This window comes from Breoghania sp. JC706 (genome assembly GCF_037026715.1).
GTDB lineage: Bacteria > Pseudomonadota > Alphaproteobacteria > Rhizobiales > Stappiaceae > Breoghania.
This window is the reverse complement of sequence record NZ_JBANCG010000005.1, coordinates 133,262-157,953: the sequence shown is the minus strand read 5'-3', so window position 1 is coordinate 157,953 and position 24,692 is coordinate 133,262. Positions and strand designations below refer to the sequence as shown.

24 protein-coding genes are annotated in these 24,692 nt (G+C 65.5%); all 24 read left to right on the top strand.

Annotation, left to right across the window (positions count from 1 at the left end; translation table 11 throughout):
- Positions 1-23 precede the first annotated feature (23 nt).
- Complete coding sequence (locus tag V2L18_RS11765; protein WP_336178448.1) at positions 24-1,373, top strand: Rieske 2Fe-2S domain-containing protein; 1,350 nt, start codon at positions 24-26, stop codon at positions 1,371-1,373.
- A gap of 238 nt (positions 1,374-1,611) precedes the next feature.
- Complete coding sequence (locus V2L18_RS11760; RefSeq protein WP_336178447.1) at positions 1,612-2,826, top strand: hypothetical protein; 1,215 nt, start codon at positions 1,612-1,614, stop codon at positions 2,824-2,826.
- Positions 2,827-2,944: 118 nt separating this feature from the next.
- Positions 2,945-3,100, top strand: a complete 156-nt coding sequence (locus V2L18_RS11755; protein WP_336178446.1) for a hypothetical protein — start codon at positions 2,945-2,947, stop codon at positions 3,098-3,100.
- A gap of 381 nt (positions 3,101-3,481) precedes the next feature.
- On the top strand, positions 3,482-5,860 hold the full coding sequence (locus V2L18_RS11750; protein ID WP_336178445.1) for a hypothetical protein: 2,379 nt from the start codon (positions 3,482-3,484) through the stop codon (positions 5,858-5,860).
- A gap of 202 nt (positions 5,861-6,062) precedes the next feature.
- Positions 6,063-6,449, top strand: coding sequence for a flagellar basal body rod protein FlgB (gene flgB / locus V2L18_RS11745; protein WP_336178444.1), 387 nt, complete (start codon positions 6,063-6,065; stop codon positions 6,447-6,449).
- 3 nt (positions 6,450-6,452) lie between these two features.
- Positions 6,453-6,872, top strand: a complete 420-nt coding sequence (flgC, locus tag V2L18_RS11740) for a flagellar basal body rod protein FlgC (RefSeq protein ID WP_336178442.1) — start codon at positions 6,453-6,455, stop codon at positions 6,870-6,872.
- Entirely contained in the window at positions 6,872-7,207 is a 336-nt protein-coding gene (locus V2L18_RS11735; protein ID WP_336178441.1) for a flagellar hook-basal body complex protein FliE, read from the top strand. The genes flgC and V2L18_RS11735 overlap by 1 nt, the downstream gene beginning before the upstream one ends.
- Positions 7,208-7,294: 87 nt before the next feature.
- Positions 7,295-8,083: a flagellar basal-body rod protein FlgG gene (gene flgG / locus V2L18_RS11730; RefSeq protein WP_336178440.1), complete on the top strand. Its 789-nt coding sequence runs from the start codon at positions 7,295-7,297 to the stop codon at positions 8,081-8,083.
- A 40-nt stretch (positions 8,084-8,123) separates the two neighbouring features.
- Positions 8,124-8,636, top strand: a complete 513-nt coding sequence (gene flgA, locus V2L18_RS11725; RefSeq protein WP_336178439.1) for a flagellar basal body P-ring formation chaperone FlgA — start codon at positions 8,124-8,126, stop codon at positions 8,634-8,636.
- Complete coding sequence (gene flgI, locus V2L18_RS11720) at positions 8,636-9,736, top strand: flagellar basal body P-ring protein FlgI (RefSeq protein ID WP_336178438.1); 1,101 nt, start codon at positions 8,636-8,638, stop codon at positions 9,734-9,736. Before flgA ends, flgI begins: the two co-directional genes overlap by 1 nt.
- A gap of 332 nt (positions 9,737-10,068) precedes the next feature.
- Positions 10,069-10,629 (top strand): MotE family protein, encoded by a 561-nt coding sequence (locus V2L18_RS11715; RefSeq protein ID WP_336178437.1) that lies wholly within the window; start codon positions 10,069-10,071, stop codon positions 10,627-10,629.
- Positions 10,629-11,345 carry a flagellar basal body L-ring protein FlgH gene (flgH, locus tag V2L18_RS11710; protein WP_336178436.1) on the top strand — a complete coding sequence of 239 codons (717 nt, stop codon included), beginning with the start codon at positions 10,629-10,631 and terminating at the stop codon, positions 11,343-11,345. Before V2L18_RS11715 ends, flgH begins: the two co-directional genes overlap by 1 nt.
- Before the next feature lie 13 nt (positions 11,346-11,358).
- Positions 11,359-11,865: a flagellar basal body-associated FliL family protein gene (locus tag V2L18_RS11705; RefSeq protein WP_336178435.1), complete on the top strand. Its 507-nt coding sequence runs from the start codon at positions 11,359-11,361 to the stop codon at positions 11,863-11,865.
- The gene (gene fliP, locus V2L18_RS11700; RefSeq protein WP_336178434.1) at positions 11,862-12,605 is read left to right on the top strand and encodes a flagellar type III secretion system pore protein FliP; all 744 of its coding nucleotides are present in this window, start codon (positions 11,862-11,864) and stop codon (positions 12,603-12,605) included. Before V2L18_RS11705 ends, fliP begins: the two co-directional genes overlap by 4 nt.
- Before the next feature lie 168 nt (positions 12,606-12,773).
- Entirely contained in the window at positions 12,774-13,682 is a 909-nt protein-coding gene (locus V2L18_RS11695) for a flagellin (protein ID WP_336178433.1), read from the top strand.
- Positions 13,683-13,857: 175 nt separating this feature from the next.
- Entirely contained in the window at positions 13,858-15,510 is a 1,653-nt protein-coding gene (fliF, locus tag V2L18_RS11690) for a flagellar basal-body MS-ring/collar protein FliF (RefSeq protein ID WP_336178432.1), read from the top strand.
- Positions 15,507-16,142 (top strand): hypothetical protein, encoded by a 636-nt coding sequence (locus V2L18_RS11685; protein WP_336178431.1) that lies wholly within the window; start codon positions 15,507-15,509, stop codon positions 16,140-16,142. Before fliF ends, V2L18_RS11685 begins: the two co-directional genes overlap by 4 nt.
- A complete protein-coding gene (locus V2L18_RS11680) occupies positions 16,139-17,512 on the top strand; it encodes a MotB family protein (protein WP_336178430.1) in 1,374 nt (457 codons plus the stop codon). Before V2L18_RS11685 ends, V2L18_RS11680 begins: the two co-directional genes overlap by 4 nt.
- Positions 17,509-18,756, top strand: coding sequence for a chemotaxis protein (locus V2L18_RS11675; RefSeq protein WP_336178429.1), 1,248 nt, complete (start codon positions 17,509-17,511; stop codon positions 18,754-18,756). The genes V2L18_RS11680 and V2L18_RS11675 overlap by 4 nt, the downstream gene beginning before the upstream one ends.
- Positions 18,757-18,771: 15 nt before the next feature.
- A complete protein-coding gene (locus V2L18_RS11670) occupies positions 18,772-20,085 on the top strand; it encodes a flagellar hook-length control protein FliK (protein WP_336178427.1) in 1,314 nt (437 codons plus the stop codon).
- The gene (locus V2L18_RS11665) at positions 20,027-20,602 is read left to right on the top strand and encodes a transglycosylase SLT domain-containing protein (RefSeq protein ID WP_336178426.1); all 576 of its coding nucleotides are present in this window, start codon (positions 20,027-20,029) and stop codon (positions 20,600-20,602) included. The genes V2L18_RS11670 and V2L18_RS11665 overlap by 59 nt, the downstream gene beginning before the upstream one ends.
- A gap of 182 nt (positions 20,603-20,784) precedes the next feature.
- Positions 20,785-22,053, top strand: a complete 1,269-nt coding sequence (locus tag V2L18_RS11660; protein ID WP_336178425.1) for a flagellar hook protein FlgE — start codon at positions 20,785-20,787, stop codon at positions 22,051-22,053.
- 98 nt (positions 22,054-22,151) lie between these two features.
- A complete protein-coding gene (flgK, locus tag V2L18_RS11655; RefSeq protein WP_336178424.1) occupies positions 22,152-23,633 on the top strand; it encodes a flagellar hook-associated protein FlgK in 1,482 nt (493 codons plus the stop codon).
- A gap of 8 nt (positions 23,634-23,641) precedes the next feature.
- Positions 23,642-24,691 (top strand): flagellar hook-associated family protein, encoded by a 1,050-nt coding sequence (locus V2L18_RS11650; RefSeq protein WP_336178423.1) that lies wholly within the window; start codon positions 23,642-23,644, stop codon positions 24,689-24,691.
- Position 24,692: the final 1 nt, after the last annotated feature.

The following is a 24,692-nucleotide window of genomic DNA, read 5'->3' as shown; positions in this document are numbered from 1 at the left end:
CGGATGACGCAGGAGCATTGCCGATGATCAGGGAATTCGGCCCGGATGAGACGCCACGGCCCGACCTGCGGGCCATTCTCGATGGGGAGATCGTGGTCATCCGATCCGGGTTGCAGCGCCTTGGCGTCTTCGACAGGCTGAACGACACCATCCTTGCGCAGGTGGGGGCGAAGATCGGCACCGAAGCGCAGGCCATGTTGCGTCAGCGCGGGCTTGAGAAGCTGCACGAGGCGGTACCCGCGAGCGAGCTGAAAATGCTGCTCGCCGCCCTGACGGACATCCTGCGGCCGTTCGCGGCCGAGATCATCTGCAATTTCAGTCGCTGCTTCGCGCCCGAGACAACCAATCTCTACGGACCCGATCATCTGTGGGTGAGGATGATGACCCCGGCACATATCACGCAGGAGCGGCCGGGTGAGTTCGACGCCTATCCCGGTCATCTCGTGGTTCACAGGCCGCACCGCGACAGCTGGTTCTCCCACTGCCACAACTCGGTCAACCTGTGGGCGGCGGTGGGACCGGTTCGGCCCGATAACGGCGTCTTGCTCTATCCCGCCGCCTACAGGATGGACATCCCGCGCGACGGCCTGAGCGTGCGACCCGACCAATGGCTCGGCCGGCCGGTGGGCTTCAAGCTCGATCCCGGCGACATCGTGTGCTTCGCCGGCGAGCAGGTCCATTCCTCGGCCCTGAACGTTACGGAGGAAACACGCGTGGCCGTGAGTGCCCGGTTGTCGCTCGGCCGGCCGAAATACGGACAAGGCACTGGCTGGATCGCCTATGTGAGCGAGGCCGCCCTAAGCCGGCGCGCCCCACTGTCGGGCAGCCTGCCGGCCCGAGCGAACATGGCCTATCTGCGGCACCTGCACCGCCGCCTGAAGCGACGCCTGGCGCCCGTCAGACCTCATGACATCGGTGCGGATCCCGCCGCGACGGCCGCGCTGCGAGAAGCGCGCGGGGAGATTTCACGTCAATTGGCCGATCTCGCGCGCGCCATATTGACGGACGAGGGGGCGCCCGAATGCCTGGACGATCTGGCCGCGCTCGCGCAGGCGGCCGGGTTGCGGATGCAGACGCGGGTGGTGCGGCCGCAGGAGCTCAGCGGCGACGTCGTGGCGGCTTCTCAATCCTCCTGTTTCGTCCGGATGGGTTCGCAGCTTGGTGTGGTGGCCCGTCACTGTCCGCATATGGGCGCGGATCTTGCTGTCAACGGGGCGCTTACGCGGGAAGGCCAGCTTGAATGCGCCTGGCACGCCGTGCGCTTTGCCATGACCGACGGCCGCGCCAACTGCGCGCCTCTCGCCGCCCTGACGGTCAGGCCCTTCCGCTGGTACGGCGACACCATCGCCTGGCTGGAGGAGGACACCACCTAGATGTGAGCTCTCAACAGCTCGTCCATTCGGGCCTGACCGAGGAGACTGGAGTTGCCAAGCTTCAGCACTCGCCGGAGGGGCCGAATGAATATCCACAAGAGTGCCCGTCCGCCACCCGTAATGGCACAGTTGGTCGATGAGCCTCGGATCGATGGTTTGAATCGCGCAGCTGTTTCCCTCGTGGGGGCGCCCCCCCCCCCCGTTTCGCGCAGTCAAAGCTGGTGGAGTGCTCAGCCCGATGTCGTCCGTCTTCTCGCACCATCTGGACCTACGAAAGCGACTGCTGGCGCGCGCCGAAGACGGCGCCGCCTATCGTGAAATCGTTCGAGAAATCGTCGGGCTGCGTGCGGGCGACATCGTCTCAACCGCCGAGCATCTAGCGCCGTTCAACGTTGCCGATTCCGTGTCATTCGTTCTGCCGCAAATGGCAATCGCGACCATACGACCGGTGGCTGAACTGCGCGCCATCCGAATTCTGGGCGGGGCATTGGTGCCGTTGGACAATCGCCAGTATCCGCGTGGTTTCTTCCGGCCAGGAGACGTGGTGTCCAGAAAGCGCCACAACCTGTTTCCGCAGGCCCTGCGCAAGGCCAGCTCCCTGCTGTTGCCGCCGGTCTCCCTCGGCGATCATCCCGATCTGGAGGCGCTGTTCGAGGAGCACGGCTATTTGCGGCCCTGTTTTGCGGGCAGCGAGGTGCAGACCTATGCCCATCAGATGGCGTCGGTCATGGAGGCGATCGCGCGCTCCTGGCGGATTGGCGACGATGACGCGCGCCTTGATCTGCGAGTCACTCCCCTTGAGAGTGCGGCGGCGCGTATGCTTGTCGCGCTTATCGAGATCGGTGACCGGGCGCTTTGGCGCTTGCTGTTCGAACCAGAGGTGCGTGCGCGGTTGCGGGCCGGTCTGCACGGCGTCCTGTGCGCCTGGGGCGACGACCACGGGTCGTTTCTGTTCTGGGGGGTCGAGGGTCGACGCTTGGTCCGGTTGGAAGAGCGTGGAGGAGCCCTGGAGGGCGGGAGCCTACGCATTGCCCTGACACCGGAGGACATAGGCTGCTCTCTGCGGTGCGGCCGCATCTGGCCCGGCGTCTATCTGAGCCTGCTGGCGCTGTCCTACCTGCCCAATCTGGCCGTCTCCGGCGGCCGCAAGCAAGATCACTACTATCGCCGGATGATCGTCGTGACGAACGCTGTGCTGGGCCTTGAACGGCCGCAGGACCTTTCGCTCGTAGGCTACATGACGATCGACCCTTGCATGTTTCCCGCCAAGGATCCCGTGGCAGGTTCCGCGTTCGGCGATGCGAAAACCGGCGGCGAGGGGGGATCTTTGCGCCCCTTCGGCACGGGACTCGACCTTGCGCGCCGTGGCCTGAACCTTCCGGCGGCGGTCAAGATCATGCGCTCCACGGCGATCGCCCGGGACATCGGCGCGACAATTCCCGACTATTCATGAGCGCCCGCTCCGCGCGTTCAAGGGCAAGAGAATCCCGTTGATTTGCAGGATGCCCCAAGGTAAGATTAGACGTTGTCTAGTTGCCTATTTGTATCAGAGCTTTGAAAGGAGTGGGAATATGGGTGAAGATAAGATGGATGCCAAGGTCCGGGACAAGTTCGCTTCCAAGCTGGAAGTCATCGCGAAGATCAAGGAGCTTCAGTCGGATCTGGCGAAGATCAATATCGATCTGGTGCGATCCGGCGCAGCGGCTGACGTTGTCGCCTGCTGGTAGGGGCAGCGATACGGCGTCCCCTTGATGGCGGCAAAGGCCGCGCATCTCGTACGGTGTGCGGACTTTTCCGAATATCGTGCGATTGTCAGGATCAGTCACGCGCGGGGACTGATCCCGTTCGTCGCGCGTCGCGGCGATCGGGAGGCGATCGCGTCGACCCTGTCATCTTGCGCGGCGGTTTCGGTTTGTGATTTCTCAGACATCGCCGCGCAAGGAGCCCTTGTCGCGCAAGAAAATTTTGCGGCTCAAGGTGACTTCGCGGTTCAAGGCGACTTCGCGGCTCAAAGTGACATTGCCGGGCTGAAAGATGCCGTTTGCCCGGAAAATGGCACCGGGCTTGGGACCAGCCGCGTTTACGGAGCGGATCCCGGGTCACGCCCCATGCCGATCTCAGCCGGCGCAGCGTGCTCGGCCGGGATGGCACTTGCCGCCGGCTCGGCGGATGACAAGAGCGGGCCGCGACAGGCGCCCGCAAGCGAACGGCGTCTCCTACGGACGCGCGTACAGGCCTCCGCAAGGCTGGAACTGTCTCCCCCGACGGACGAGATCGTGGCGGCCTCGCTGGAAAAGCCGCTGCATTTCAACCTCTTCGGCTGCCCCGTCGCGAACCCGCAATCCGGCGAGGCGCAAACGGCAGCGGGCGGGGAGGCAACAGACCTCCTGGCAATTTTCAACCTTCTGGCGCAATGGACGACAGGCAGCGCGACTTGGGCCCCCACGGCTTGGGCCCCCACGACTTTGGGGCCCGGTACTGGGGCCCCCGGTTCTGGAGAGGCCGTTACTGGTGGTACGGCAACCGTGCACACGCCGTCGCCAGAGGACCTGCGGAGCGGCCGACCAACAGCCCTTCTGGTTCCCCCGGGGGCGGCGGCTTTCGCGCTGGGCTGGGCCGTTCTTGATGCCAGCCGGAATGCGATCCGCGATGAGGCCGCTGCAAGCCTTCCTTGCACGACCCTGATTACGGCGCGCGATGTTGTTACGATCGCCTGGCTCGCCGCCAAGATCATCGCTTATGCGCTCGGCCGGGCTCGCGAGGCGCCTGCGGGGCGGTACCGGATCCTTAGCCCGCAGCGCACGGCGTCGCGTTGGGCCGCGCTCGATGACAACGCGGACGGGACCGGGCATCTGCTGGCCTGGTCGTCCCTTTCGGGGGCGGAGGGCGCGCGCCTGGCGGGCGAGGCTTGCGATGTGCTGATCACCAACACGCACGGTCTTGACGCGTGCGCGGATGGTGGCGATGGCCTCGTGCTGTGCGGGCTCCAGCAAAACCGGGAAACCTTGCTCGCCGATGGCGACGCGCCGGCACCGCAGGCCGGCATCCTGGCTTGCGGGCACGGCCATCCCTGTCCGCGCGGACCGCATCCTTATCCGCTTGCGCGGCTGAACGCGCAGACGCTCGTTCTCCTGTCGTGCAACGGCTTCAGGCCGGGCACCGGAAATCTGGATGCCGGCTTCAACCTTGGCCTCGCCTTTCTCGACGGCCGGGGCGCCGGCTATTGCTCAAGCCCCTTTTCCAATATCGGCGGCAGGCTGGCGGCGGCCGCCATGGGCTCGGCCTTTGCGTCCGGCGAACCGTTTGGCAGCGCCATTTCGCGCGGAAATTGTGCTCTTCTGACGTCGGGCATTGAGGATGTGAGTCTCCTGGGGATCGGCGATCCAGGCGATACCAAGCCGCGCCCCGGCGTGCACGCGAACGGGGCGTTGCGGGTAACGGCCGAACATTTTCCCCTGCAGCTCCAGGCCGCCGAGCGCTTCGTGGCCGAGGTGGAGATCCGCGACCCGCGCCTGATTGAGCGGGCCCGCGCGGGGCTTTTGGGCTGGTCCGTCGACAACACGCGGGAGGGGGACGGGTGTCAGCCCGTGCTGTGGGATCAACGCGTCGAGCGCGATGGCGCGCGGGAGCGTCTGGTGCTGCGGCTTTACAGGTTCCCCGATACGCTGAGCGACCATTCGCTTGCCCCCGTCGATCTGGAAGATCTCGCCGCGCGGATACGCGCCGCGTTCGCCGCGCTCGATCGCTGGCAGGAATTATGGCGGCTGCTCGGCTTCGACGACGAGACGGTGACCAGCGCGATCGATGAGATCGCCCGCATGCGGGGGCCGATGTCCGGGCGATGCTCGGCGCTGCTTGGGCAGTGTCGCTATGACGGCGGCGCCCCGCGCGCCGTGTCAGAGCTGCTGGAGATGGCACATGCGACCGGCGCGCACGCTCGCGATCTCGTCATGAACACGATGCTGCCGCACCTGTGCAAGCCCGTCTGGCTGACCAACGTCTTGAGCCAGGAATATTTTGCCAGCGCGATCTCCGCCGGCCAATGCGACTATTGCGGCGAGCGGGCGATCTCCAAGAGATTGCGCCATCCGCTGACCGGGCAGGAGAGGGACGTTCTGATCTGTTCGCAATGCGGCATCGTCATGGACGGGCACGTCGGGGGCGCTATCGAGCGCATCGATATCCAGGGCGACAGGCGGGCGCGCCCCGGCAGTCCCCTCACCGTGCGTTTGGCCTTGCGCTGCGCGCCCGCATCGGCCTTCGCGCGTGGCGGCGCCGGCGAGGATATTCGCGTCGCGCCGAGGCTTTCGATCATCGGTCAGCAGGATGTGGTGCCGCAGCCGGAGGTCGCGACCTGGAGCGGGGCGCCGGTCTCCTTCCGCTTCGACATACCGGCGAACCTTCCCCCGCACCGGTATTTCATCAAGGTTCTGGCCGCCTCGTCGCAAGAGATCGCTTTCGCCTCACGCCCCTTTTTCGTCGTGTGACGCCCGGGAGGAGCCGCGCGGCCCGCAGGGGATGCCTCAGCGCGCACAAGTTCCTGAACGCTGCTGGATTGCGGGATTCCTGCCGGCGCGGGAATGACAACGCGGGCTGCGGAGTTGTTATCGCCGGCCCCATCCCCATCCCGACCAGCCTCGGACAAGCTTGGCCACGTACACCGGTATCCGACATCAGGAAACCCGGAGAGTGTACGTGGAACCTGTCTACCTGTTCTCACTTGCCTCCCAGCGCAACGAATGGCTTTCGGTGCGCCAGGCGGCGATTGCCGAAAACATCGCCAACGCCAACACGCCCGGATACGGCGCCAAGGACGTGACGCCGTTCACCGCCGTCTTCGACGACGTGGCGATGCCGATGGTCGCGACGCACGACGGCCATATGGGCGGCACCGCGGCGACGAGCAAAAGCGTCGACGTGAAGAAGGGCGAGAGCTGGCAGGTCAGCTATTCGGGCAACTCCGTCTCGGTCGAACAGGAAATGGTCAAGGCGACCGAGGTCAACGAGATCCACGCGCTGACGACCAACATCCTGAAGTCGTTCCACCGGATGATGCTCACCTCGGTAAAGGGTTAGGCCATGGTTGATCCGCTCAGCGCGTCAATGAAGATCGCGGCATCCGGGCTTCATGCCCAGTCGCAGCGCATGCGCGTCGTCTCCGAAAACATCGCCAACGCGGATTCGACCGGCAAGACCGCCGGCTCCGATCCCTACAGGCGCAAGACCGTGACCTTCGAGAACGAGTTCAACCGCGCCGCGAACGCGGATCTCGTCAGGGTGAAGGACGTGGGCAAGGACGATTCCGCCTTCCGCATCGAATACGAGCCCGGCAATCCGGCCGCCGATGTCGACGGCTACGTCAAGAAGCCGAACGTCAACATCCTGATCGAAATGGCGGACATGCGCGAAACGAGCCGGTCCTACGAGGCCAACCTGAAGATGATGACGCAGACCCGCTCGATGGTCATGCGCACGATCGACCTTCTGAGGAATTCGTGATGATCAACGCAATCGACGCCCTGCGCTCCGTCACCGACGGTGCTTCGACGAGCAAGGTCTCCGAAACCGTCTACGGTCAACCGGCCGGCGGCGTGGAAAGCGCGCAGGCCGCCTCCGAGGTCAGCTTCTCCGACGCGCTCGCCAACGTCTCCATGGAAGCCGTGCAGACGCTGAAGGACGGCGAGGCGGCCGCGATCTCCGGCGTTTCCGGCAAGGCGTCTGCGCAGCAGGTCGTGGAAGCCGTGATGGCCGCTGAGACCACGCTGCAGACCGCCATCGCCATCCGCGACAAGGTCGTCTCCGCCTATCAGGAAGTCGCCCGCATGGCGATCTGACGCCCCGCCGGAGCCTCCCCAATCCACGATTTCGACGCGCCCGCGACCTGCGAAACGGACCGGGCCGATCCCACCAGGAGTTGAGACATGAAAGCGCTTGCGATCGCGGCGACCGGCATGAGCGCCCAGCAGACCAATCTCGAGGTCATCGCCAACAACATCGCCAACATGAATACCACCGCCTACAAGCGGGCGCGGGCGGAGTTCTCGGATCTGCTCTACCAGGTGGACCGGCTGCAGGGCGTGCCGAACCGCGGCGGCGAGGACCGAGTGCCGGAGGGCGTGAGGCTCGGCCTTGGCGTGCGCACGGCGGCGATCCGCAAGCTGCACCAGCAGGGCACGCTGACCAACACGGAAAATCCGCTCGATGTGGCGATCGACGGGCGCGGCTGGTTCCAGGTCACGGGCCCCGACGGCGAGGCGCTCTATACGCGCGCCGGCGCGTTCAACAAGAACGATCAGGGCCAGCTCGTGACGCTTGACGGGTACACGGTCGAGCCGGCCATCGTCTTCCCGGCCGAAACGATCAAGGTGACGATCAACGCCTCCGGTCAGGTCTATGCGACCGTCGACGGCGAGGTAAAGCCGCGCGAACTCGGCCAACTTTCGCTCGCGACGTTCGCGAACGATGCCGGGCTTGAGCCCGTCGGCGGCAATCTCTTCCGCGAGACGACCGCCTCCGGCCAGCCGGTCGACGGTGTGGGCGGCGATCCGGGCTTCGGTGTGGTGAAGCAGAACTATCTGGAAAGCTCCAACGTCGATCCGGTCAAGGAGATCACCGAGCTGATCACCGCCCAGCGCGGCTACGAGATGAATTCAAAGGTGATCCAGGCCGCCGACGAGATGGCCGGCACAGTTTCCAACGGCATCCGCTGACCCGGCAAGGGGCGCGCAAGGCGAGCGAAGGGGATCGGTCATGGTCAGGACAAAGACGAAGGCAACGAGCCGGCGTCGGGCGGGATGCCAGTCGCGCCTCGCCGCTCTTGTGCTGGGCGTTTCGGTGTCCGTCACGGCCATCGACATCGCCCCGGCGTTTGCCGGGGTTGATCTGCCCGTGCCGCGGCGCACGATCCATCCAGGCGATGCGATCGAGCCCGGGCTCATCGTCGAGCGTCGTTTTCCCGATGCCACGACGCAGCGGTTCGCTGTCGTCGTCAGCCGCGACGAACTCGCCGGCATGGAGGCGCGGCGCACCCTGTTGCCGGGCCAGCCCATCCCGCTCAACGCCGTGGCCGCCCCGGAACTCGTCAAGCGCGGCCAGCCGACGCGGCTCGTCTTCCACGATGGCGGGCTCATCATCGTGGCGCAGGTGGAAGCCATGCAGAACGGCGGGGCAGGGGACATGATCAAGGTCCGCAACCTCGACAGCGGCCTGACCGTCGTTGGCACCGTCCAGTCGGACGGCACGGTCCTGATAGGAAACGAGTGATGCGCCTTCTGCTTTGCCTGCTTGTCGGCCTGATGGCTGCCGGCCCCGCCCATTCCATGGCGCGGATCAAGGATATCGCCAGCCTGCAGGGCGTCCGCGAGAACCAGCTCGTCGGCTACGGCCTTGTCATCGGGCTCAACGGCTCCGGCGACAGCATGCGCAACGCACCGTTCACCGAGCAATCGCTGCAATCGATGCTCGACAGCATGGGCGTCAACGTGCGCAACGCCAGGCTCCGGACCCGCAACGTCGCCGCCGTGGTCGTCACCGCCGAGCTGCCGGCCTTCATCGGCAAGGGCGGTCGGGTGGACGTCTCGGTCTCCTCGCTCGGAGATGCGACGTCGCTGAAGGGCGGCACGCTGATCGCCACCCCGCTGATGGCGGCCGACGGCTCGGTCTATGCGCTGGCGCAAGGCCCGCTTGCGGTCTCCGGCTTTTCCGCCGCCGGCGATGCGGAAAGCCTCGCGGACGGAACTCCGACCGCAGGGCGCATTCCCAATGGTGCGCTGATCGAGCGCGAGATCGGCGACCGTTTCGCCGATATTCCGGCGCTGGTGCTGGAGCTTAACAACCCGGATTTCCGCACGGCGGTGCGGGTCGCGGATGCCATCAACACCTATACCCGCGACCGCTACGGCGTGCGGGTGGCGCGCGAGCGCGACTATCGCTCCGTCGTCCTGCGCATGCCGAAGCGGATCGGCATGACCCGCTTCATTGCCGAGATCGAGGGACTGCTGGTCCAGCCGGACCAGCCGGCCCGCCTCGTCATCGATGAACGCACCGGCACGGTCGTCATCGGCCGAAACGTGCAGATCTCGACGGTGGCCGTCACCCACGGAAATCTCTCCGTGCGCGTGGTGGAAACGCCGCAGGTCTCCCAGCCGGCTCCCTTCGCAAGACGCGGGCAGACGGAAGTGGTGCCGCGCACCTTCATCGACGCCAACGAGGAAGGCGGGCGGATGGCGATCGTCGGCGGCTCCGACCTGCAGACGCTGGTGCGCGGGCTTAATCGCATCGGCCTGAAGCCCACGGGGATCATCGCGATCCTCCAGGCGATCAAGACTGCCGGCGCGCTGCAGGCGGAACTGGTGATCCAGTAGCCGCGGGTCGGCCTTTCGTTTCCGCGCCGGCCAATCCATCGGTCGTCATCACCCGGCGAAGTCCGGGTGATCCAAACCGTGAGCGGTGAAGTCGGAACCCGCAACGGATTGCCCGGACTGCGCCGGGCAATGACGGTTGAGGGGCCGGCGCATACGACGGCTCCGGCAGGGCGGCCGCCACAGGGCGATGCGTTCCTTTTTCCCCCAACTCACCCACCACAGCCTCGCGCAAGCCTGACCCTCCATGCTTTGCCTGTCCGCTGCAATGCGGGCGGTGCGGCGTCGGGAGAACCGTCGCCGGGTGCTGAAGCGAACGGAGAGACGGTGCGTCGATGACTTTCATTTCCGCGATCCGAACGGGGCTGATCCTCCCCGCGCTGATGGCCGCGCTGGTTGCGGTCAAAGCCGCCGGAGCCGAGGAGCCGGCACCTCCGCCGCCCGGCACCGACACACAAGCCCATACGCAGGCCCAAACGCAGGCCCAAACGCAGGAGAGTGACGTGGCCGCCTATTGCCGCAATACCGCAGATGCGACCGCCGAAGCCCGGATCGCCTGGCAGACCTGGAAGCTTCTGGCCCTGCAGGATTCCCTGAAACAGCAGATCGCGGCGCTGGAGACCAAGCGCGCGCAGTTCCAGGAATGGGTCGAAAAGCGCAACAAGATCCTCGCCGCCGTGGAGGACCACGTGGTCTCGATCTACGGCAAGATGCGCCCTGACGCGGCCGCTGAACAGCTTGCGACGCTCGATCAGGACATCGCGATCGCTGTGCTGTCGCGGCTGAAGCCGCGCGATGCCAGCGCCATCCTCAACGAGATGGAGCCGGCGCGCGCCGCGCAGCTGGCTCAGGCCATGGCGAGCCTTACAAACGCCCGCCTGGGCGAGGGCTCGTGATGCGCGCCCATTCCGTTTCCTGCGCCCCGCTGCTTCTCGCCACACTGCTTCTGGGAGGCTGTGCCGGCCAGTTGCAGGATCTCGGGCGCGAGCCGCGCATGTCGGCGGTGGGCGAGGGGCTGAGGCCCGTTCGTACCGCGATCCCGACGGAGACCTTCGCGCCGCTGACGCGCAAGGACTACAACTCGCTCTGGGTCGCCGATCGCAACGACTTCTTCCGCGATCCGCGCGCCCGGAAAGTCGGCGACGTGCTGACCGTCAAGATCGCCATCGACGACAAGGCCGAGCTCGACAACAGTTCCGACCGGGCGAAGAACTCAACGACGAGTGTCACATTCGGCGGCTCCTACAACACCACCAGCGATGCCGGTTCCGGCGATGTCGAGGGCGGCACCACCAGCGGCTCCTCCTCGCGCGGCCAGGGCACGATCGACCGCTCGGAGGAGATCGAGCTCAAGGTTGCCGCCGTGGTGACCGAGCGGCTTCCCAACGGCAACCTGCTGATTTCCGGCTCGCAGGAGGTGCGCGTCAACTACGAGATGCGGCTTTTGAACGTGGCCGGCATCGTGCGGCCGCGCGACATCGCAGGCGACAACACCATCGAATACGACAAGATCGCCGAAGCCCGGATTTCCTACGGCGGACGCGGCCGTATCAGCGAGGTCCAGCAGCCCGGCTGGGGCCAGCAGTTCTTCGATATCGTCAATCCGTTCTAGGAACCCGCTTCCCATGTCCGACACCTACAGAGAACCGGTCCGGGTGGCCGTCGAGGACGAAGGCGGCCGCGCGGCGAAATTCCTGGGCTTCGTGCTGCTGACGGCGCTCGCCGCCGGCGCCGGCGGCCTGATCGGAATGCAGATGGTGGAGACGGTGCGCGACTCCATCGCCCGCGACGCCTCAGAGGCCGCCCGCCGCACGAGCTTCGCGCCGATCTATTCCTCCAATGCCCAGCTGCGCACCTTGATGCCGATGGTGACGAACCTCGCCGCCCCGCGCGACACCTGGATCCGCCTTCAGGCCTCGGTGATCCTGAAGGACGAGGCGGTGGAGGAGGCGAGCCTTCTGGTCTCGCGCATCGAGCAGGACATCCTGGCCTATCTCAGGACCCTCACGCTGTCGCAGATCGAAGGCGCCGGCGGACTTCAACACCTGCGCGAAGACCTCAATGAACGGGCGAAGATCCGGTCCGAAGGTCAGGTGCGCGAACTCATTCTTGAATCTCTGGTAGTCCAATGAAGCGACTGGCTCTCGCCACAATGATTGTGGCGCTCACCGCGACGGCAGCCGCCGCGCAGGTTCCCGACCTCTCCAGCCTCATCCCCGAAGGCGACGGCAGCGCGGCGGGGCGGATCGTCCAGATCGTCGCCCTGCTGACGGTGCTTTCCGTCGCGCCGGGCATATTGATCATGGTGACGAGCTTCACCCGCTTTGCGGTGGCGCTGTCGTTCCTGCGCTCGGGGCTCGGGCTCCAGACCACGCCGGCGAACCTGATCCTGATCTCGCTGGCGCTTTTCATGACATTCTACGTCATGGCGCCGACCTTCGACAAAGCCTGGCAGGACGGAATCCAGCCCCTGATGGAAAACAGGATCACAGAGCAGGAGGCCTATACGAAGATCACGGATCCCTTTCGCGACTTCATGCTCTCCCAGGTGCGCGAGCGGGATCTGGTGCTCTTCGACGATCTGGCCGCCAACCGCGTGACAAAGGCGCCGGCGGCGAGCCCTCAGCAGGTCGAACTGCGCGTGCTCATTCCGGCCTTCATGATTTCCGAACTCAGGCGCGGCTTCGAGATCGGCTTCCTGATCGTTCTGCCGTTTCTGGTGATCGACATGATCGTCGCGACCATCACCATGTCGATGGGCATGATGATGCTGCCGCCGACCGTCATTTCGCTGCCGTTCAAGGCGCTCTTCTTCATCCTGATCGACGGCTGGAATCTTCTGGTCGGGAATCTGGTACGTTCGTTTTTCTGACGCGTTGTCACCTTGCGCAAGGTTCGCGCAAGGCGTGCGTGTCAGTCTCCAAGGCACGGCAGGTTGGATCCGCAACCCAGCAACAGGACCGAAGGCATGACGCCGCCCTGCCGTACCGGTGCGAACCCGGTATGTCCCATCCAATCTTTTCTTTGAAAGGGACATGAAATGGCTAGCTTGATGACCAATGCCGCGGCAATGACCGCGTTGCAGACCCTGAGCTCCACCAACAAGTCGCTGGAGGAAGTTCAGAACCGCATCTCCACCGGTTACCGGGTGGCGACTGCGGAAGACAATGCGGCCTACTGGTCCATCGCGACGACCATGCGCTCCGACAATCTGGCCCTGTCCGCGGTTGAAGACGCTCTCGGCCTCGGTGCCGCGACGATGGATACCATGTACACGGCCATGGAGAGCACGGTCGATATCGTCGACCAGATCAAGTCGAAGCTGGTTGCGGCGAGCGAGCCGGGCGTTGATCGTGCGAAGATCCAGAAGGAAATCGGCGCTCTGCAGGACAACCTGCGCTCGATCGCCGACTCCGCGGTCTTCAACAACGAGAACTGGCTGTCGGTCGACTCCAGTGACGCGTCCTACAATGCCACGAAGGAAGTTGTCGCCTCGTTCAGCCGCAACAGCGGCGTGATCACGATCGAGAAGATCAAGGTCGATATCACCGAGACCGAGCTTTACGACGATGCGGACCAGTCCGGCATCCTCGACAAGGCCCAGGCCAACGGTAACGCCGTCGCCACCATCGACATCTCGGCCCTGACCGACTCGGCCGCCGACCTGACGACCCTGCAGGGCATGGTCACGGACGTCGATGACGCTCTTGCGGAAATCACCGACGCGGCCACCGCGCTCGGCGCCGCCAAGAGCCGTGTCGAGATGCAGCGGGACTTCGTGTCCTCGCTGACGGATGCCCTCGATCGTGGTGTCGGCCAGCTGGTCGATGCCGACATGAACGAGGAGTCGACCCGTCTGCAGGCCCTTCAGGTCCAGCAGCAGCTCGGCATCCAGGCGCTGTCGATCGCCAACTCCTCCAGCCAGAACATCCTCTCGCTGTTCAAGTAAGAACAGTCTGAGCCGTTTCGGCCGAAACCGGGCCGCGCCCCCATGGGGCGCGGCCTTTCTGCGTTCAAGCAGGCCTCCGGTGATCGGCCGCGCAATGTCCGCGCAAGCTTGAGCCCGCATAGTCGGGGCAACCAATAATCCGACCCAATAATCCGACCGTTGACAGGGGTGCTCGATGCCAGGTCGCGAACACGCTGAAAAGCTCTGGTCCAATCTTCTGGAATTGGGACCGAAACGGCTCATAGCCCTGGTGCTGATCGGGCTCGCGACGATGACGACCGTGGGCTTCGGCGCCTACTATCTGAGCCGTCCGGAAATGGTCACGCTCTACACCGGGCTTGAGGGCGAGGACGTCAGCCGCATCGGCGCGGCCTTGCAGGACGCCGGCATTCCCTACGACATCAACGCCGAGGGCACCGCCGTCCTGGTCAATCATTCGGCAACGGCGCGCGCCCGCATGCTGCTGGCGGAACGCGGTCTGCCGCGCGGCGCGGAGGCCGGCTACGAGCTCTTCGACCAGATCGGCTCGCTGGGCCTCACCTCCTTCATGCAGGAGGTCACCCGGGTCCGGGCGCTCGAAGGCGAGATCGCCCGCACGATTCAGCTCATGAGCGGAGTACGCGCGGCGCGCGTTCATATCGTGATGCCGGAAAAGGGGTCGTTCCGCCGCGACCAGCAGCCGCCCTCGGCCTCGGTCGTGATCCGCACCGATTCCGCCGACGAGGTGAAGACGGCCGAAGCGATCCGGCATCTGGTCGCCGCTGCCGTGCCCGGCATGAGCGCCGACAAGGTCACGGTTCTCGATACGCACGGCACGATGCTTGCCACCGGCAAGGACCCGGCAAATGCCTCCGCCGGCATGATGGCCTCGCTGGAAGAGGCGGTGAACGCGCGCATTCAGGAGAACATCCGCACGACGCTGACGCCTTATCTGGGCCTCGACAATTTTCAGGTGAGCGTCGCCGCCGCGCTGAACACCGACCGCAAGCACACCAATGAGGTGATCTACGATCCGGATTCGCGCACCGAACGCTCCATTCGCACGGTGCGCGAGGAGGAAACCTCGCAGAACGCCAGCTCCGAACCGCCGACGACGGTGGAACAGAACCTGCCGAACGAGAACGTCACCGCCAATGCCGGCGACCGCTCCAACGAGGAAAACAACCGCCGCGAGGAAACGGTCAACTACGAGATCTCGTCCAAGACCATCGAGACGGCGCGCGACGGCTACCGTGTCGACCGTCTGTCGATCGCGGTCCTCGTCGACAAGGCGCGGATCATGCAGACGCTCGGCGAGAACGCACCCGAGGAGGCGCTTGACGCCAAGCTCGCCGACATCCGGCAGATCGTGTCCTCTGCCGCGGGTGTGGAGGCGGCGCGCGGCGACACGGTGACGGTCTCCATGGTCGACTTCATCGAGGATGGCCGCGATCTGGCACCGACGCCGCCGTTGTCGCTGGTGGAGCTGCTGGTGCGCCAGTCTGGGAACGTCATCAACGCTCTGACGATCCTGATCGTCGCCGGCATGCTGGTCTGGTTCGGTCTGAAGCCCGCTCTGGCGGCCCTCGTGCCGCCCAAGGCGCCGACTGCCGAGGTTTCCGAATTCGATGCTCTGCCGGGTCCCGCCGAAGGGCAGGCCGCGGTCGAGGGGGCGGAAGGCGAGGGGCTGCGTCTGGCGCCGCCTGACCACACGATGCTGATTCAGGATCTCAGCCGCAGGATCAACCAGTCGCCGCTGAAGAAGCTGGAGCCGCTGCTCGACCTCGACGAGAACCAGGCCGCCGCGATCCTCAAGCAGTGGATGTATGAGACGGAGACGGCACTATGAGCGACAGCATTGCCGCGCGGTTGCCGGACCTTTCCGCCGCCGCCTTCGCGCAGCTGCGCTCCGATGCGGCGAACCTGGTGCCGGTGGAACCGGACAGCGCGGTCCTCGATCCACAGACGCTCGCCCGCAAGCTCGCCGCCGAATACGCACGCGGCGAGGAGGCGGGACGGGAAGAGGCCGCGCGCAACTATCAGGAGAAGCTGCTTGCGGAAAAGCAGCGCCTGCGCGACGAGGCAGATGAGGCCCGGAACCGGTTCGAGGAGGAGCTCGGCGAACGTCTCGCTTCCTCCATCGTCAAGGGGCTGGAGGATCTGGAGCTGCGGGTCACGGATGCGGTTTCCCACCTGATTGCGCCGTTCCTCGAGGAAGCCGCGACCTCGCACGTGGTGGAGGCGTTTGCCGAAAACCTGAAAGACCTGCTCGGATCGCATGACCGCAACAGTCTCGTCGTGCGCGGACCGGAAGGGCTGCTGCGACGGCTGCGGGATTGTCTGGGTGACGACGGGGCCGGCATCCGCCTGGAGCCCGTGGACGGCATCGAGATCTATGTTTCCATCAACGACACGACGATCGAGACCCAGCTGGGGGCATGGCTGCGCCGGCTGGAGGACGCGCGCGAGGACAGGGCATGACGCAGACCACTCCTTCCGAGCTGGTGATCGTTCGGCGCCGGCCGCCGCTTTTTCCCGAAGTCGCCAAGGGTGGCGTGTGGAAGATCGCCTATGCCGACTTCATGACGGCGATGATGGCGTTCTTTCTGGTCATGTGGCTGATCAACGTGACCGACGACAACGTCAAGAAGGGCGTCGCGCAATATTTCAATCCGGTCAATCTCGCCGCGACCTCGCCCAACCGCAGGGGGCTCAACGACCCTGACAAGGCCGGCGTGACCAACGAGGACGGCAAGGATCAGCCCCGGGGCGATGCCGGCACGGACAAGGAATTCGACGCCGCCGCCTCAATGACCTCGCACGGCGAGGGAACGGGAGAAAAGCCGTCCGGCGGCACGTTCGCCGCGACCTATTCGGAGGAAGCGCTTTTCTCAGACCCTTACGCCGTTCTGGAGAAGCTCTCCAGCGCGGTGCCGGCGGGTGTCGCCGCCGAGGGTGTCGCCCCTGAAAAGGCGGGTTTCGGCATCAAGACGGAAAAGGGCGCGAAGGGCGGCGATGCCTATCGCGATCCCTTCGATCCGCTCTACTGGCAATTCACGCCACAGGGAGAAAGCGGCGAAGCCGGCACGGTGATGCGCAATGCCGCTGCTTCGGGCGCGGACACCGAGCGCGATGTCGCATCCACCAGCAAGTCGGCGGTCGCCGGAACCGACGTTCCGCCCGCCGCATCGCCGACGCCGGTCGCAAAGCCCGTGCCCGATGCGAATTTCACGGTCGCGGCCAAGGACGCCTCGGTCGCCGGCAAGCCGGGCCCCGGCGGAGCGGATACGCTCTCGGGCACGGTCGGCAAGGCGGGCGAAGCAGGTGCGGCGCGCGCGGCCTCCACAGGCGGCGACGCGGCAACGACCTCGGACCGTACCGGGATGGGCGAGACCGAGACCCGGCTGCGCGCCCAGCTCGCCGCGATCGCCGACGGTCCGCTCGGCCCCGTCGCTGCCCGGGTGAGCGTGGTTCACAGTGACGAGGGGCTGTTGATCAGTCTCACCGATGCGAAGAACTTTGGCATGTTCGCCATCGGCTCGGCCGAGCCGCGGCCGGAACTCATCGCGCTGATGAAGGAGATCGGCAAGACGCTTGCGAGTGCCAAGGGCGACGTCATCATCCGCGGCCACACCGATGCGCGGCCGTTCCATTCCAAGACCTACGACAACTGGCGGTTGTCCACGGCGCGGGCGCACATTGCCTATTACATGCTGATGCGCGGCGGCTTCGATCCCGCCCGGGTGGAACGGGTCGAGGGCTACGCCGACCACAACCTCAAGGTGCCGGACGATCCCTATGCCGCCTCCAACCGGCGTATCGAGATCCTGCTCAAGGGAGGCAAGGCATGAAGCGCCTGCAGACCATGCGCGCGGTTCTTTCCCGCACCGCGATTGCCGAAACCCCGCTTGCCGCGCTGATCGCGATCTGGCTTCTGACGGCGCTCGGCTACTGTGCGGCGGCCTTCGCCACGGATGCGCCGCCGGCGCCCTTCGAGATGGTGCGTTCGTTGCAGGCCTTGCAGGGTCAGGTCGCCCAGGGCAACAGCCAGGCCCACACCGCCCAGCGCGTCCTGCTGAAATCGATGAAAGCCGCGTTCGAGACCGCCGAGCCTGAGGTCTGGCAGGATCCGCGCAACGCGCGCGCCGCCGTCGTCTATCTGCTTTCCGGCGGTCATCCGGCGGTGATGATCAGGCTTCTTCAATACGATCCGGCGCCCGCCGTGGACGAACGGCTGATGCGGGGTTCTCTCGCCTATATCGAGGGACGGGCGGACGAGGCGAAGACGCTTCTGAAGGATTTCGATCCGTTGCAGATGGAACCGGGCCTTGGCGGTCAGGTCGCGCTGGTGCGCGCCGCGCTGCTGGTTCACGACGAGCCGGAGGAGGCGGTGCGCATGCTCGACATCGCCCGGCTGCTGATGCCCGGAACGCTGGTGGAGGAGGCGGCGTTGCGGCGCGAGGTGTTCATCGTCGGCAAGCTCGGCGATCTGGAGAAGTTCCAGTCGCTGTCGTTGAACTATCTCAGGCGCTATCGCGGCTCCGTCTACGGCGGCGACTTCCGACGCCGGTTCGCGGCCGCGCTCGACACGCTGGGCTTTGCCGAAAGCGCCACGCGGTTCGCGCTTCTGGAAAGCCTGCTCGCCGAATTCGATATCGACAGCCGCCGCACGCTCTACATCGCGCTCGCCCATCACGCGCTCGTCAAGGGCCAGCTGGAAATCGTGCGTAAGGCGACGGAAATCGCCGGGCCGCTCGCCATGGAGGGCACCGACGACGCGCTGCGGCTGAAGCTCTATCGCGCCGGCGCTCTGATCGGCAAGGACGACGTCAAGGAGGCGCTGTCGCTGCTGTGGTCGATCGACCGCAAGCGGCTCGATCCGGAGGAAACCGAACTTCTGGATGCGATCTTCACCCGGATCAACCAGGTGCGCTACTGGCCCGAACCGCCGAAGGGGACGAACGGCTCGATGAGCCCCGTCACGGTGACGGCGAAGCCCGACGAACCCGGATGGGAGACGCAGCTGATGAAGCGGGGCGGTGCGGATCTCGATGAGGCGTCCGCCGACCTCGAAAAAGCCTCCAGGCGGCCTTGAGCGGAGACAATGACCATGCAGCTCCCCCAAAGCCTCGCAACGCCCTCCGGTGCGGAGACGGCCGGGACGGACGCGAAGTCCGCGACGTCGCGGGCTGATAAAGAAGGCCCCGGCGACGCCTTCAACGCGATGATGAGGCGGCTCGGGAACCGCGGATCCGACGACGGCGGCAAGGCCGAAGGCCGCGCTGGTGCCGGGGCGGACGATGAGGCGGGTCAGACCTCCGCCGCTTCCGCGCTCGCCCGCCTTCTCGGCATGAAAAATACCGGCAGGGATGAGGCCGCCACGCCGGATGGCGGTCAGGCGGACGCAGAGCCCGACGCGGGCACAGATGACGGCCCGGACAGCGCAGCAGGCGCGGAGGAGGCGACAGGGACGCAATCCGCGATGGCGCCCGCTGCCGCGATGGCCGCCATGTCGGCGATTGCCGACCTTGCCTCCAGGGTTGCAGGCGCTGCTCAGGCAAAGACCGGTGGACAGTCCGGACAAGGCGGCACTGGCCCGGCGCTCGGCGAGCGGTTGGCGGCCCAGACGGCCCGGATATCACAGGCGGCACAGCCCGGTGCGGGCGAAGCAGCAGCCGGCCAGGGCGCGCAGAGCGACGATGTCGATACCCTGTTCTCGCGGTTCGCCGTGAAGCCGGAGGCTGTGAATCTGAGCGATGCGAAGGCGAAGCTGCAGGCCTCCACGCGCATCACGGCCGACAGCATCGAGGTCGTGCGTCAGGAGACCCACTTCGCACCCTCCATGCGCATTCCGCCGATCCAGCAGGTCGGCGAGGCGATGACGAAGGCGCTCGGCGCCAGACAGGGCACGCAAGGCGCGCTGGCAAGTTTCACCGACCCGGCCGCAAACCTCGGCCAGACTTCCGGCCCGAGCGTGAAGATCCTGGAGATCCGGCTGCAACCGGAAGAACTCGGCACGGTTCGCGTCACCATGCGGATCGTCGACAAAGCGCTGCAGGTCGACGTCCGCTCCGCCAATCCTCAGACCGTGGAACTGCTTCAGAAGGACAGGCACCTTCTCGACCGGATGCTGCAAGCGGCGGGCTACAAGGCCGACACCGTGTCCATCCATGCGATGGACGGAGACCGTTCCGCCTTTCAGATCACGTCCGCGCCGAACGTCCAGAACCAGCCTCAGGGCCTTCTCAACGGCGGGGCGCGCGGTGACGGCCAGCCGGGGGGTGCTGCCTCGAACGGCGAGGGCGGGCACGGGGCGGGCGATGGCCGGAGCGGCGAGCGCGCAACTGAAAACCCGGAGGCGAGCCATGGTAGCGAGGACCGCGCTCCCGACCGTTGTACTGACGGCCGCGCTCTCTATCTGTAGTTCCCTGGCTTCCTCCGGTGCGGCGGCGATGAACATCTGCGAGCGCGAGATGGTCGCCGCCGCGAAGCGCTACGACGTGCCGCTCGGCGTGCTCTATTCGGTCGGGCTGACGGAGACCGGGCGCAAGGATTCGCTCCAGCCCTACGCCCTCAACATCGAGGGCAAGGCGCATTTCGCCCGATCCGCACGCGAGGCGGAGGCGGTGTTTCTGGAAGCGCGCCGGCAGGGCAAGCGGCTGATCGACCTCGGCTGCATGCAGATCAACCACCATTACCACGGCAAGGCGTTCGCCTCCGTCGCCCAGATGCTGGAGCCGCGGGCGAACGTGCAATATGCCGCGCGCTTCCTGAAGACGCTGCGCGCCAGTCAGGGGTCCTGGACGATGGCGGTCGCCCGCTACCACGCTGGCCCGAACAACGACGCCGCCCAGAAGCGCTATGTCTGTCGCGTCATCACCAACATGGTCGCTTCCGGTTTCGGAAGCTGGACGCCGAAGGCTCGCGCATTTTGCAAATAGCGCCGCGGCCGATTTTCGAATTACTTCAATGAAATGCTGCGCAAGGGGGGAATACGTTCCCAATACGCGCATATTTAAAATTTTAATAAAAAAATAATGCGCGCGGAAACTCCCAATACAAGCCTCGCGCAAGTTTGATCCGTTCAGATGCTGGCGACAAGTCTGGGAAACGGAGTCTTTCCATGAGCCTTTTCGGAGTTATGCGCACGGGCGTTTCCGGCATGAACGCGCAGTCGAGCAAGCTCGGCACCGTCGCCGACAACATCGCGAATTCGAGCACCACCGGCTACAAGCGGGCGGCATCGGAATTCTCCTCCCAGGTCCTGTCCCAGGGCTCCGGCAGCTACAATTCCGGCGGCGTGAAGGCCACCACCACCTACGCGATTTCAGAGCGCGGGGGCCTCAGCTACACCACGTCGAGCCTCGATCTCGCGATCGACGGCAATGGCTTCTTCGTCGTCTCCGACATCGACGGCAATACCGCGCTGACCCGGGCGGGCCATTTCGTGAAGGACAGCGCCGGCTATCTGGTCAACACCGGCGGCTACTACCTGCAGGGGTACCCGGTCGACGACAACGGCAACGTCTCGACGGTTGCCAATGGAACGGGCGGGATGGAGGTCATCAACGTCTCGCAGAACCGTCTGGAGGCCAAGGCGACCGACCAGGCGCTCCTTTGGGCGAACGTTCCCGAGGACGCGACCGTCGTGACCGGCGATACGCCGGGTTCGAACCTCGCGACCTCCACCTATTCCGCCAAGACCTCGGTCACCGTCTACGACAATCTCGGCAACGAGCTTACGCTCGACGTCTACTACACCAAGACCGGCGAGACCGGCACGGACGCCGACTGGGAGATCTCCGTCTACAACTCCGCCGACGCGACGGGGGGCGGGTTCCCCTACAGCTCTGCGGCGCTGTCCACGGATACGTTCACCTTCGACAAGACCACGGGCGATCTCGCCGCCGCCAGCCCGACATCGCTCAACGTCGCCATTCCCAATGGCGGCACGTTCGACATCGACATGTCGGGCATGACGTACCTGAACGCGGATTTCTCCATCACGGAAGTCGACACCAATGGCAACGCACCGAGTGCGGTGGAATCGGTGGAATTCGACAAGGACGGCACGCTCTACGCGGTTTACGCCAACGGCAGCCGCAAGGCGCTCTACAAGATCCCCATCGCCGACGTGCCGAGCCCGGACAAGCTGACGCCGGTTTCCGGCAACGTTTTCAAGGTCTCCAACGAATCCGGCGACTTGGCCGTCGGCTTCGCGGGGGAGGGCGGCATGGGCAAGCTGGAAGTGAAGGCCCTGGAGGGATCCAACGCCGATCTCGCCACCGAACTCACCTCGATGATCGAGTCCCAGCGCACCTACACCGCAAATTCCAAGGTGTTCCAGGCCGGTTCCGACCTTCTGGAAACCCTCGTCAACATGGCCCGATAGGCGTGGCCGGCCCGGGCGCGACGCCTGGGCCGGATGCCTGGGCCGGATGCCTTGCACCCCTGAACCCCGATGCTCCAGTGACACGAGAGATTTGACAGATGAGCCTTTCCGTAGCTCTTCAGGTCGCCCAGTCCGCGCTTTCCGCGCGCCAGTCGGAAGTTGCGACCGCGTCTCGCAACATCGCCGGGGCGGCGCAGCCCGGCTATTCGCGCAAGTCCGTGTTGCTCAGCACGCTCGTGTCGGACAGCGGCCAGGGCGGCAGCGTGCATGTCACGGGCATCGGACGCACCACGAACTCCGCGCTTTACGGGACGCTGCTCTCGTCGACCTCCGTGGCCAGCGCGCAGGACGCGGTGCATTCGGGGCTGGAACGCCTGCAAGATACCATCGGCGACACCAAGCTGGAGACATCGCCGGCGGCCTATCTCGGCAGCCTGCGAACCGCCCTGCAGAACTACGCCTCCGATCCGGGGGATCCGATCCTCGCCGGATCGGCGCTGGAAGCGGCGAAAGGCATGGCAGCCCGGCTCAACGAAGCGACCGATACGGTTCAGGGCGTGCGCGCCGACGCGGACGCCGATATCGCGACCTCCGTCGATACCATCAACAGTCTCCTTGCCCAGCTCGAGAGCCTCAACGCCACCGTTGTCAAGGGAACGCAGAGCGGGGCCGATATCACCGATGCGCTGGATACGCGCGATCAGGTGCTTCTGTCGCTGTCGGAGGAAATCGGCATCCGGACGCTGACCCGGGACGACGGCGACGTGGTCGTCTACACCGACAGCGGCGTTACCCTGTTCGAGACCACCGCCCGCGACGTCTCCTTCGACCGGTCGGCCACCTATCAGGCCACGACCGTCGGCAACGCCGTCTACGTGGACGGCGTGCCGATCACCGGCGACAACGCAATCATGCCGATCTCCGGCGGAAAGCTGCGCGGGCTCACGGAACTGCGCGACACGATCGCACCCACTTACCAGAGCCAGCTCGACGAGATCGCGCGCGGATTGATCGAGGCCTTCGCCGAAAGCGACCAGAGCGGCGGTGGCGGACCGGACCAGGCGGGCCTCTTCACCTATCCCGGCGGCCCCGCCATACCCGCGGCCTCCACGCTTGTCACCGGACTGGCAGGCAACATCGAGATCAATCCGACCGTCGATCCGGATCAGGGCGGCAACATCGATCTGCTGCGCGACGGCGGCATGGCGGGTACCGCCTACGACTACAACGTCGACGACGTCGCCGCCTTCAGCGACCGGCTCCAGCAGTATCTCGACGCCTTCGATACGCCGCGCGTCTTCGATGCCGGGGTCGAACTCGATGCGACCGACACGCTGACCGGCTTCGCCGCTTCCTCGGTGAGCTGGCTTGAGGCGGCCCGAAAGTCTGCCGATGCGGATCTGGAGGTCCAGACGGTCATCGTGGAGCGGACGGCGGATTCCCTTTCCAACGCCACGGGCGTCAACATTGATGAGGAGATGACACTCCTTCTCGATATCGAACGCGGCTATTCGGCCGCGGCCAAACTCATAGCGGCCGTCGACAAGATGCTCGATGACCTGTTCTCAACAGTAAGGTAGTCGTCGCGATGAAAACGACCTTCGTCTCCTCCTATTCATTGTCGAATTCCTCGCGCGGCGTGCTGATGAAGCAAGCCGTGGACATCGCAAAGCTTCGTACGGAGCTCTCCTCCCAGCGCAAGGCGGATGTCGGGCTCGATCTCGGCAGCGGCACCGGCGAGGCGGTGACGCTGCGCTCCGAATACAACCGCCTGAACGCGATCATGGATACCAATGCGCTCGTGGCCTCGCGTCTCGACGTCACCCAGGCGGGCCTCGATGATCTGCTTTCGACGGCGGAGGATTTCCTGTCGACGCTGGTGGGCGTTTCTGACAGCTCCGGCAGTGCGGAAGTCTCGCAGAGCGAGGCCGCGGCGGGGCTCGACCTGCTTGTCTCGCGCCTCAACACGCAGCTGAACGGCAGCTACATCTTCGCCGGGCTCAACACCGACGTGAGCCCCGTCGCCGACTATTACGGAACGCCGGCCGGGTCCAACAAGACCGCGGTGGATGCCGCCTTCTTCAACGCTTTCGGCATCTCCCAGGACGATCCGGCGGTTGCCAACATCTCCGCCGCCGATATGCAGACCTTCCTCGATGGAGACTTCGAGGCGCTGTTCGACGACCCCGCATGGGGCAACGACTGGTCGAGCGCCTCCGACAAGCGCATTCGCAGCCGCATTTCCACGAGCGAACTTGCTGAGACGTCCGTGAGCGCCAACGAGGATGCCTTCCGCCAGCTCGCCGAGGCCTTCACCATGGTGGCGGATCTGGGAACGGCGAACCTGGGCGAGGCGGCCTACAAGGCGGTAACCGACAAGGCGACCGCCTTGCTCGGGAAAGCGATCGCCGGGGTCACCGATGTGATGGCCGACATGGGCACGGCCCAGGAGCGCGTCTCCAACGCCAGCGAGCGGCTTGCGATCCAGACCGACATCCTCAACGGGCGTATCAACGAGCTGGAGAGCGTCGACCCGACCGAGACGGCGGTCCTGCTGCAGAACGCCGTCACCCAGATGGAGGTCTCCTACGCGGTCACCGCGCGGCTCAGCGAGCTGAGCCTGATCAACTACCTCTAGG

Coding starts and splice junctions, on each gene's coding strand:
- V2L18_RS11765 (WP_336178448.1), top strand. CDS start 24: ATGATCAGGGAATTCGGCCCGGATGAGACGCCACGGCCCGACCTGCGG.
- V2L18_RS11760 (WP_336178447.1), top strand. CDS start 1,612: ATGTCGTCCGTCTTCTCGCACCATCTGGACCTACGAAAGCGACTGCTG.
- V2L18_RS11755 (WP_336178446.1), top strand. CDS start 2,945: ATGGGTGAAGATAAGATGGATGCCAAGGTCCGGGACAAGTTCGCTTCC.
- V2L18_RS11750 (WP_336178445.1), top strand. CDS start 3,482: ATGCCGATCTCAGCCGGCGCAGCGTGCTCGGCCGGGATGGCACTTGCC.
- flgC (WP_336178442.1), top strand. CDS start 6,453: ATGGTTGATCCGCTCAGCGCGTCAATGAAGATCGCGGCATCCGGGCTT.
- V2L18_RS11735 (WP_336178441.1), top strand. CDS start 6,872: ATGATCAACGCAATCGACGCCCTGCGCTCCGTCACCGACGGTGCTTCG.
- flgG (WP_336178440.1), top strand. CDS start 7,295: ATGAAAGCGCTTGCGATCGCGGCGACCGGCATGAGCGCCCAGCAGACC.
- flgA (WP_336178439.1), top strand. CDS start 8,124: ATGGTCAGGACAAAGACGAAGGCAACGAGCCGGCGTCGGGCGGGATGC.
- flgI (WP_336178438.1), top strand. CDS start 8,636: ATGCGCCTTCTGCTTTGCCTGCTTGTCGGCCTGATGGCTGCCGGCCCC.
- V2L18_RS11715 (WP_336178437.1), top strand. CDS start 10,069: ATGACTTTCATTTCCGCGATCCGAACGGGGCTGATCCTCCCCGCGCTG.
- flgH (WP_336178436.1), top strand. CDS start 10,629: ATGCGCGCCCATTCCGTTTCCTGCGCCCCGCTGCTTCTCGCCACACTG.
- V2L18_RS11705 (WP_336178435.1), top strand. CDS start 11,359: ATGTCCGACACCTACAGAGAACCGGTCCGGGTGGCCGTCGAGGACGAA.
- fliP (WP_336178434.1), top strand. CDS start 11,862: ATGAAGCGACTGGCTCTCGCCACAATGATTGTGGCGCTCACCGCGACG.
- V2L18_RS11695 (WP_336178433.1), top strand. CDS start 12,774: ATGGCTAGCTTGATGACCAATGCCGCGGCAATGACCGCGTTGCAGACC.
- fliF (WP_336178432.1), top strand. CDS start 13,858: ATGCCAGGTCGCGAACACGCTGAAAAGCTCTGGTCCAATCTTCTGGAA.
- V2L18_RS11685 (WP_336178431.1), top strand. CDS start 15,507: ATGAGCGACAGCATTGCCGCGCGGTTGCCGGACCTTTCCGCCGCCGCC.
- V2L18_RS11680 (WP_336178430.1), top strand. CDS start 16,139: ATGACGCAGACCACTCCTTCCGAGCTGGTGATCGTTCGGCGCCGGCCG.
- V2L18_RS11675 (WP_336178429.1), top strand. CDS start 17,509: ATGAAGCGCCTGCAGACCATGCGCGCGGTTCTTTCCCGCACCGCGATT.
- V2L18_RS11670 (WP_336178427.1), top strand. CDS start 18,772: ATGCAGCTCCCCCAAAGCCTCGCAACGCCCTCCGGTGCGGAGACGGCC.
- V2L18_RS11665 (WP_336178426.1), top strand. CDS start 20,027: ATGGTAGCGAGGACCGCGCTCCCGACCGTTGTACTGACGGCCGCGCTC.
- V2L18_RS11660 (WP_336178425.1), top strand. CDS start 20,785: ATGAGCCTTTTCGGAGTTATGCGCACGGGCGTTTCCGGCATGAACGCG.
- flgK (WP_336178424.1), top strand. CDS start 22,152: ATGAGCCTTTCCGTAGCTCTTCAGGTCGCCCAGTCCGCGCTTTCCGCG.
- V2L18_RS11650 (WP_336178423.1), top strand. CDS start 23,642: ATGAAAACGACCTTCGTCTCCTCCTATTCATTGTCGAATTCCTCGCGC.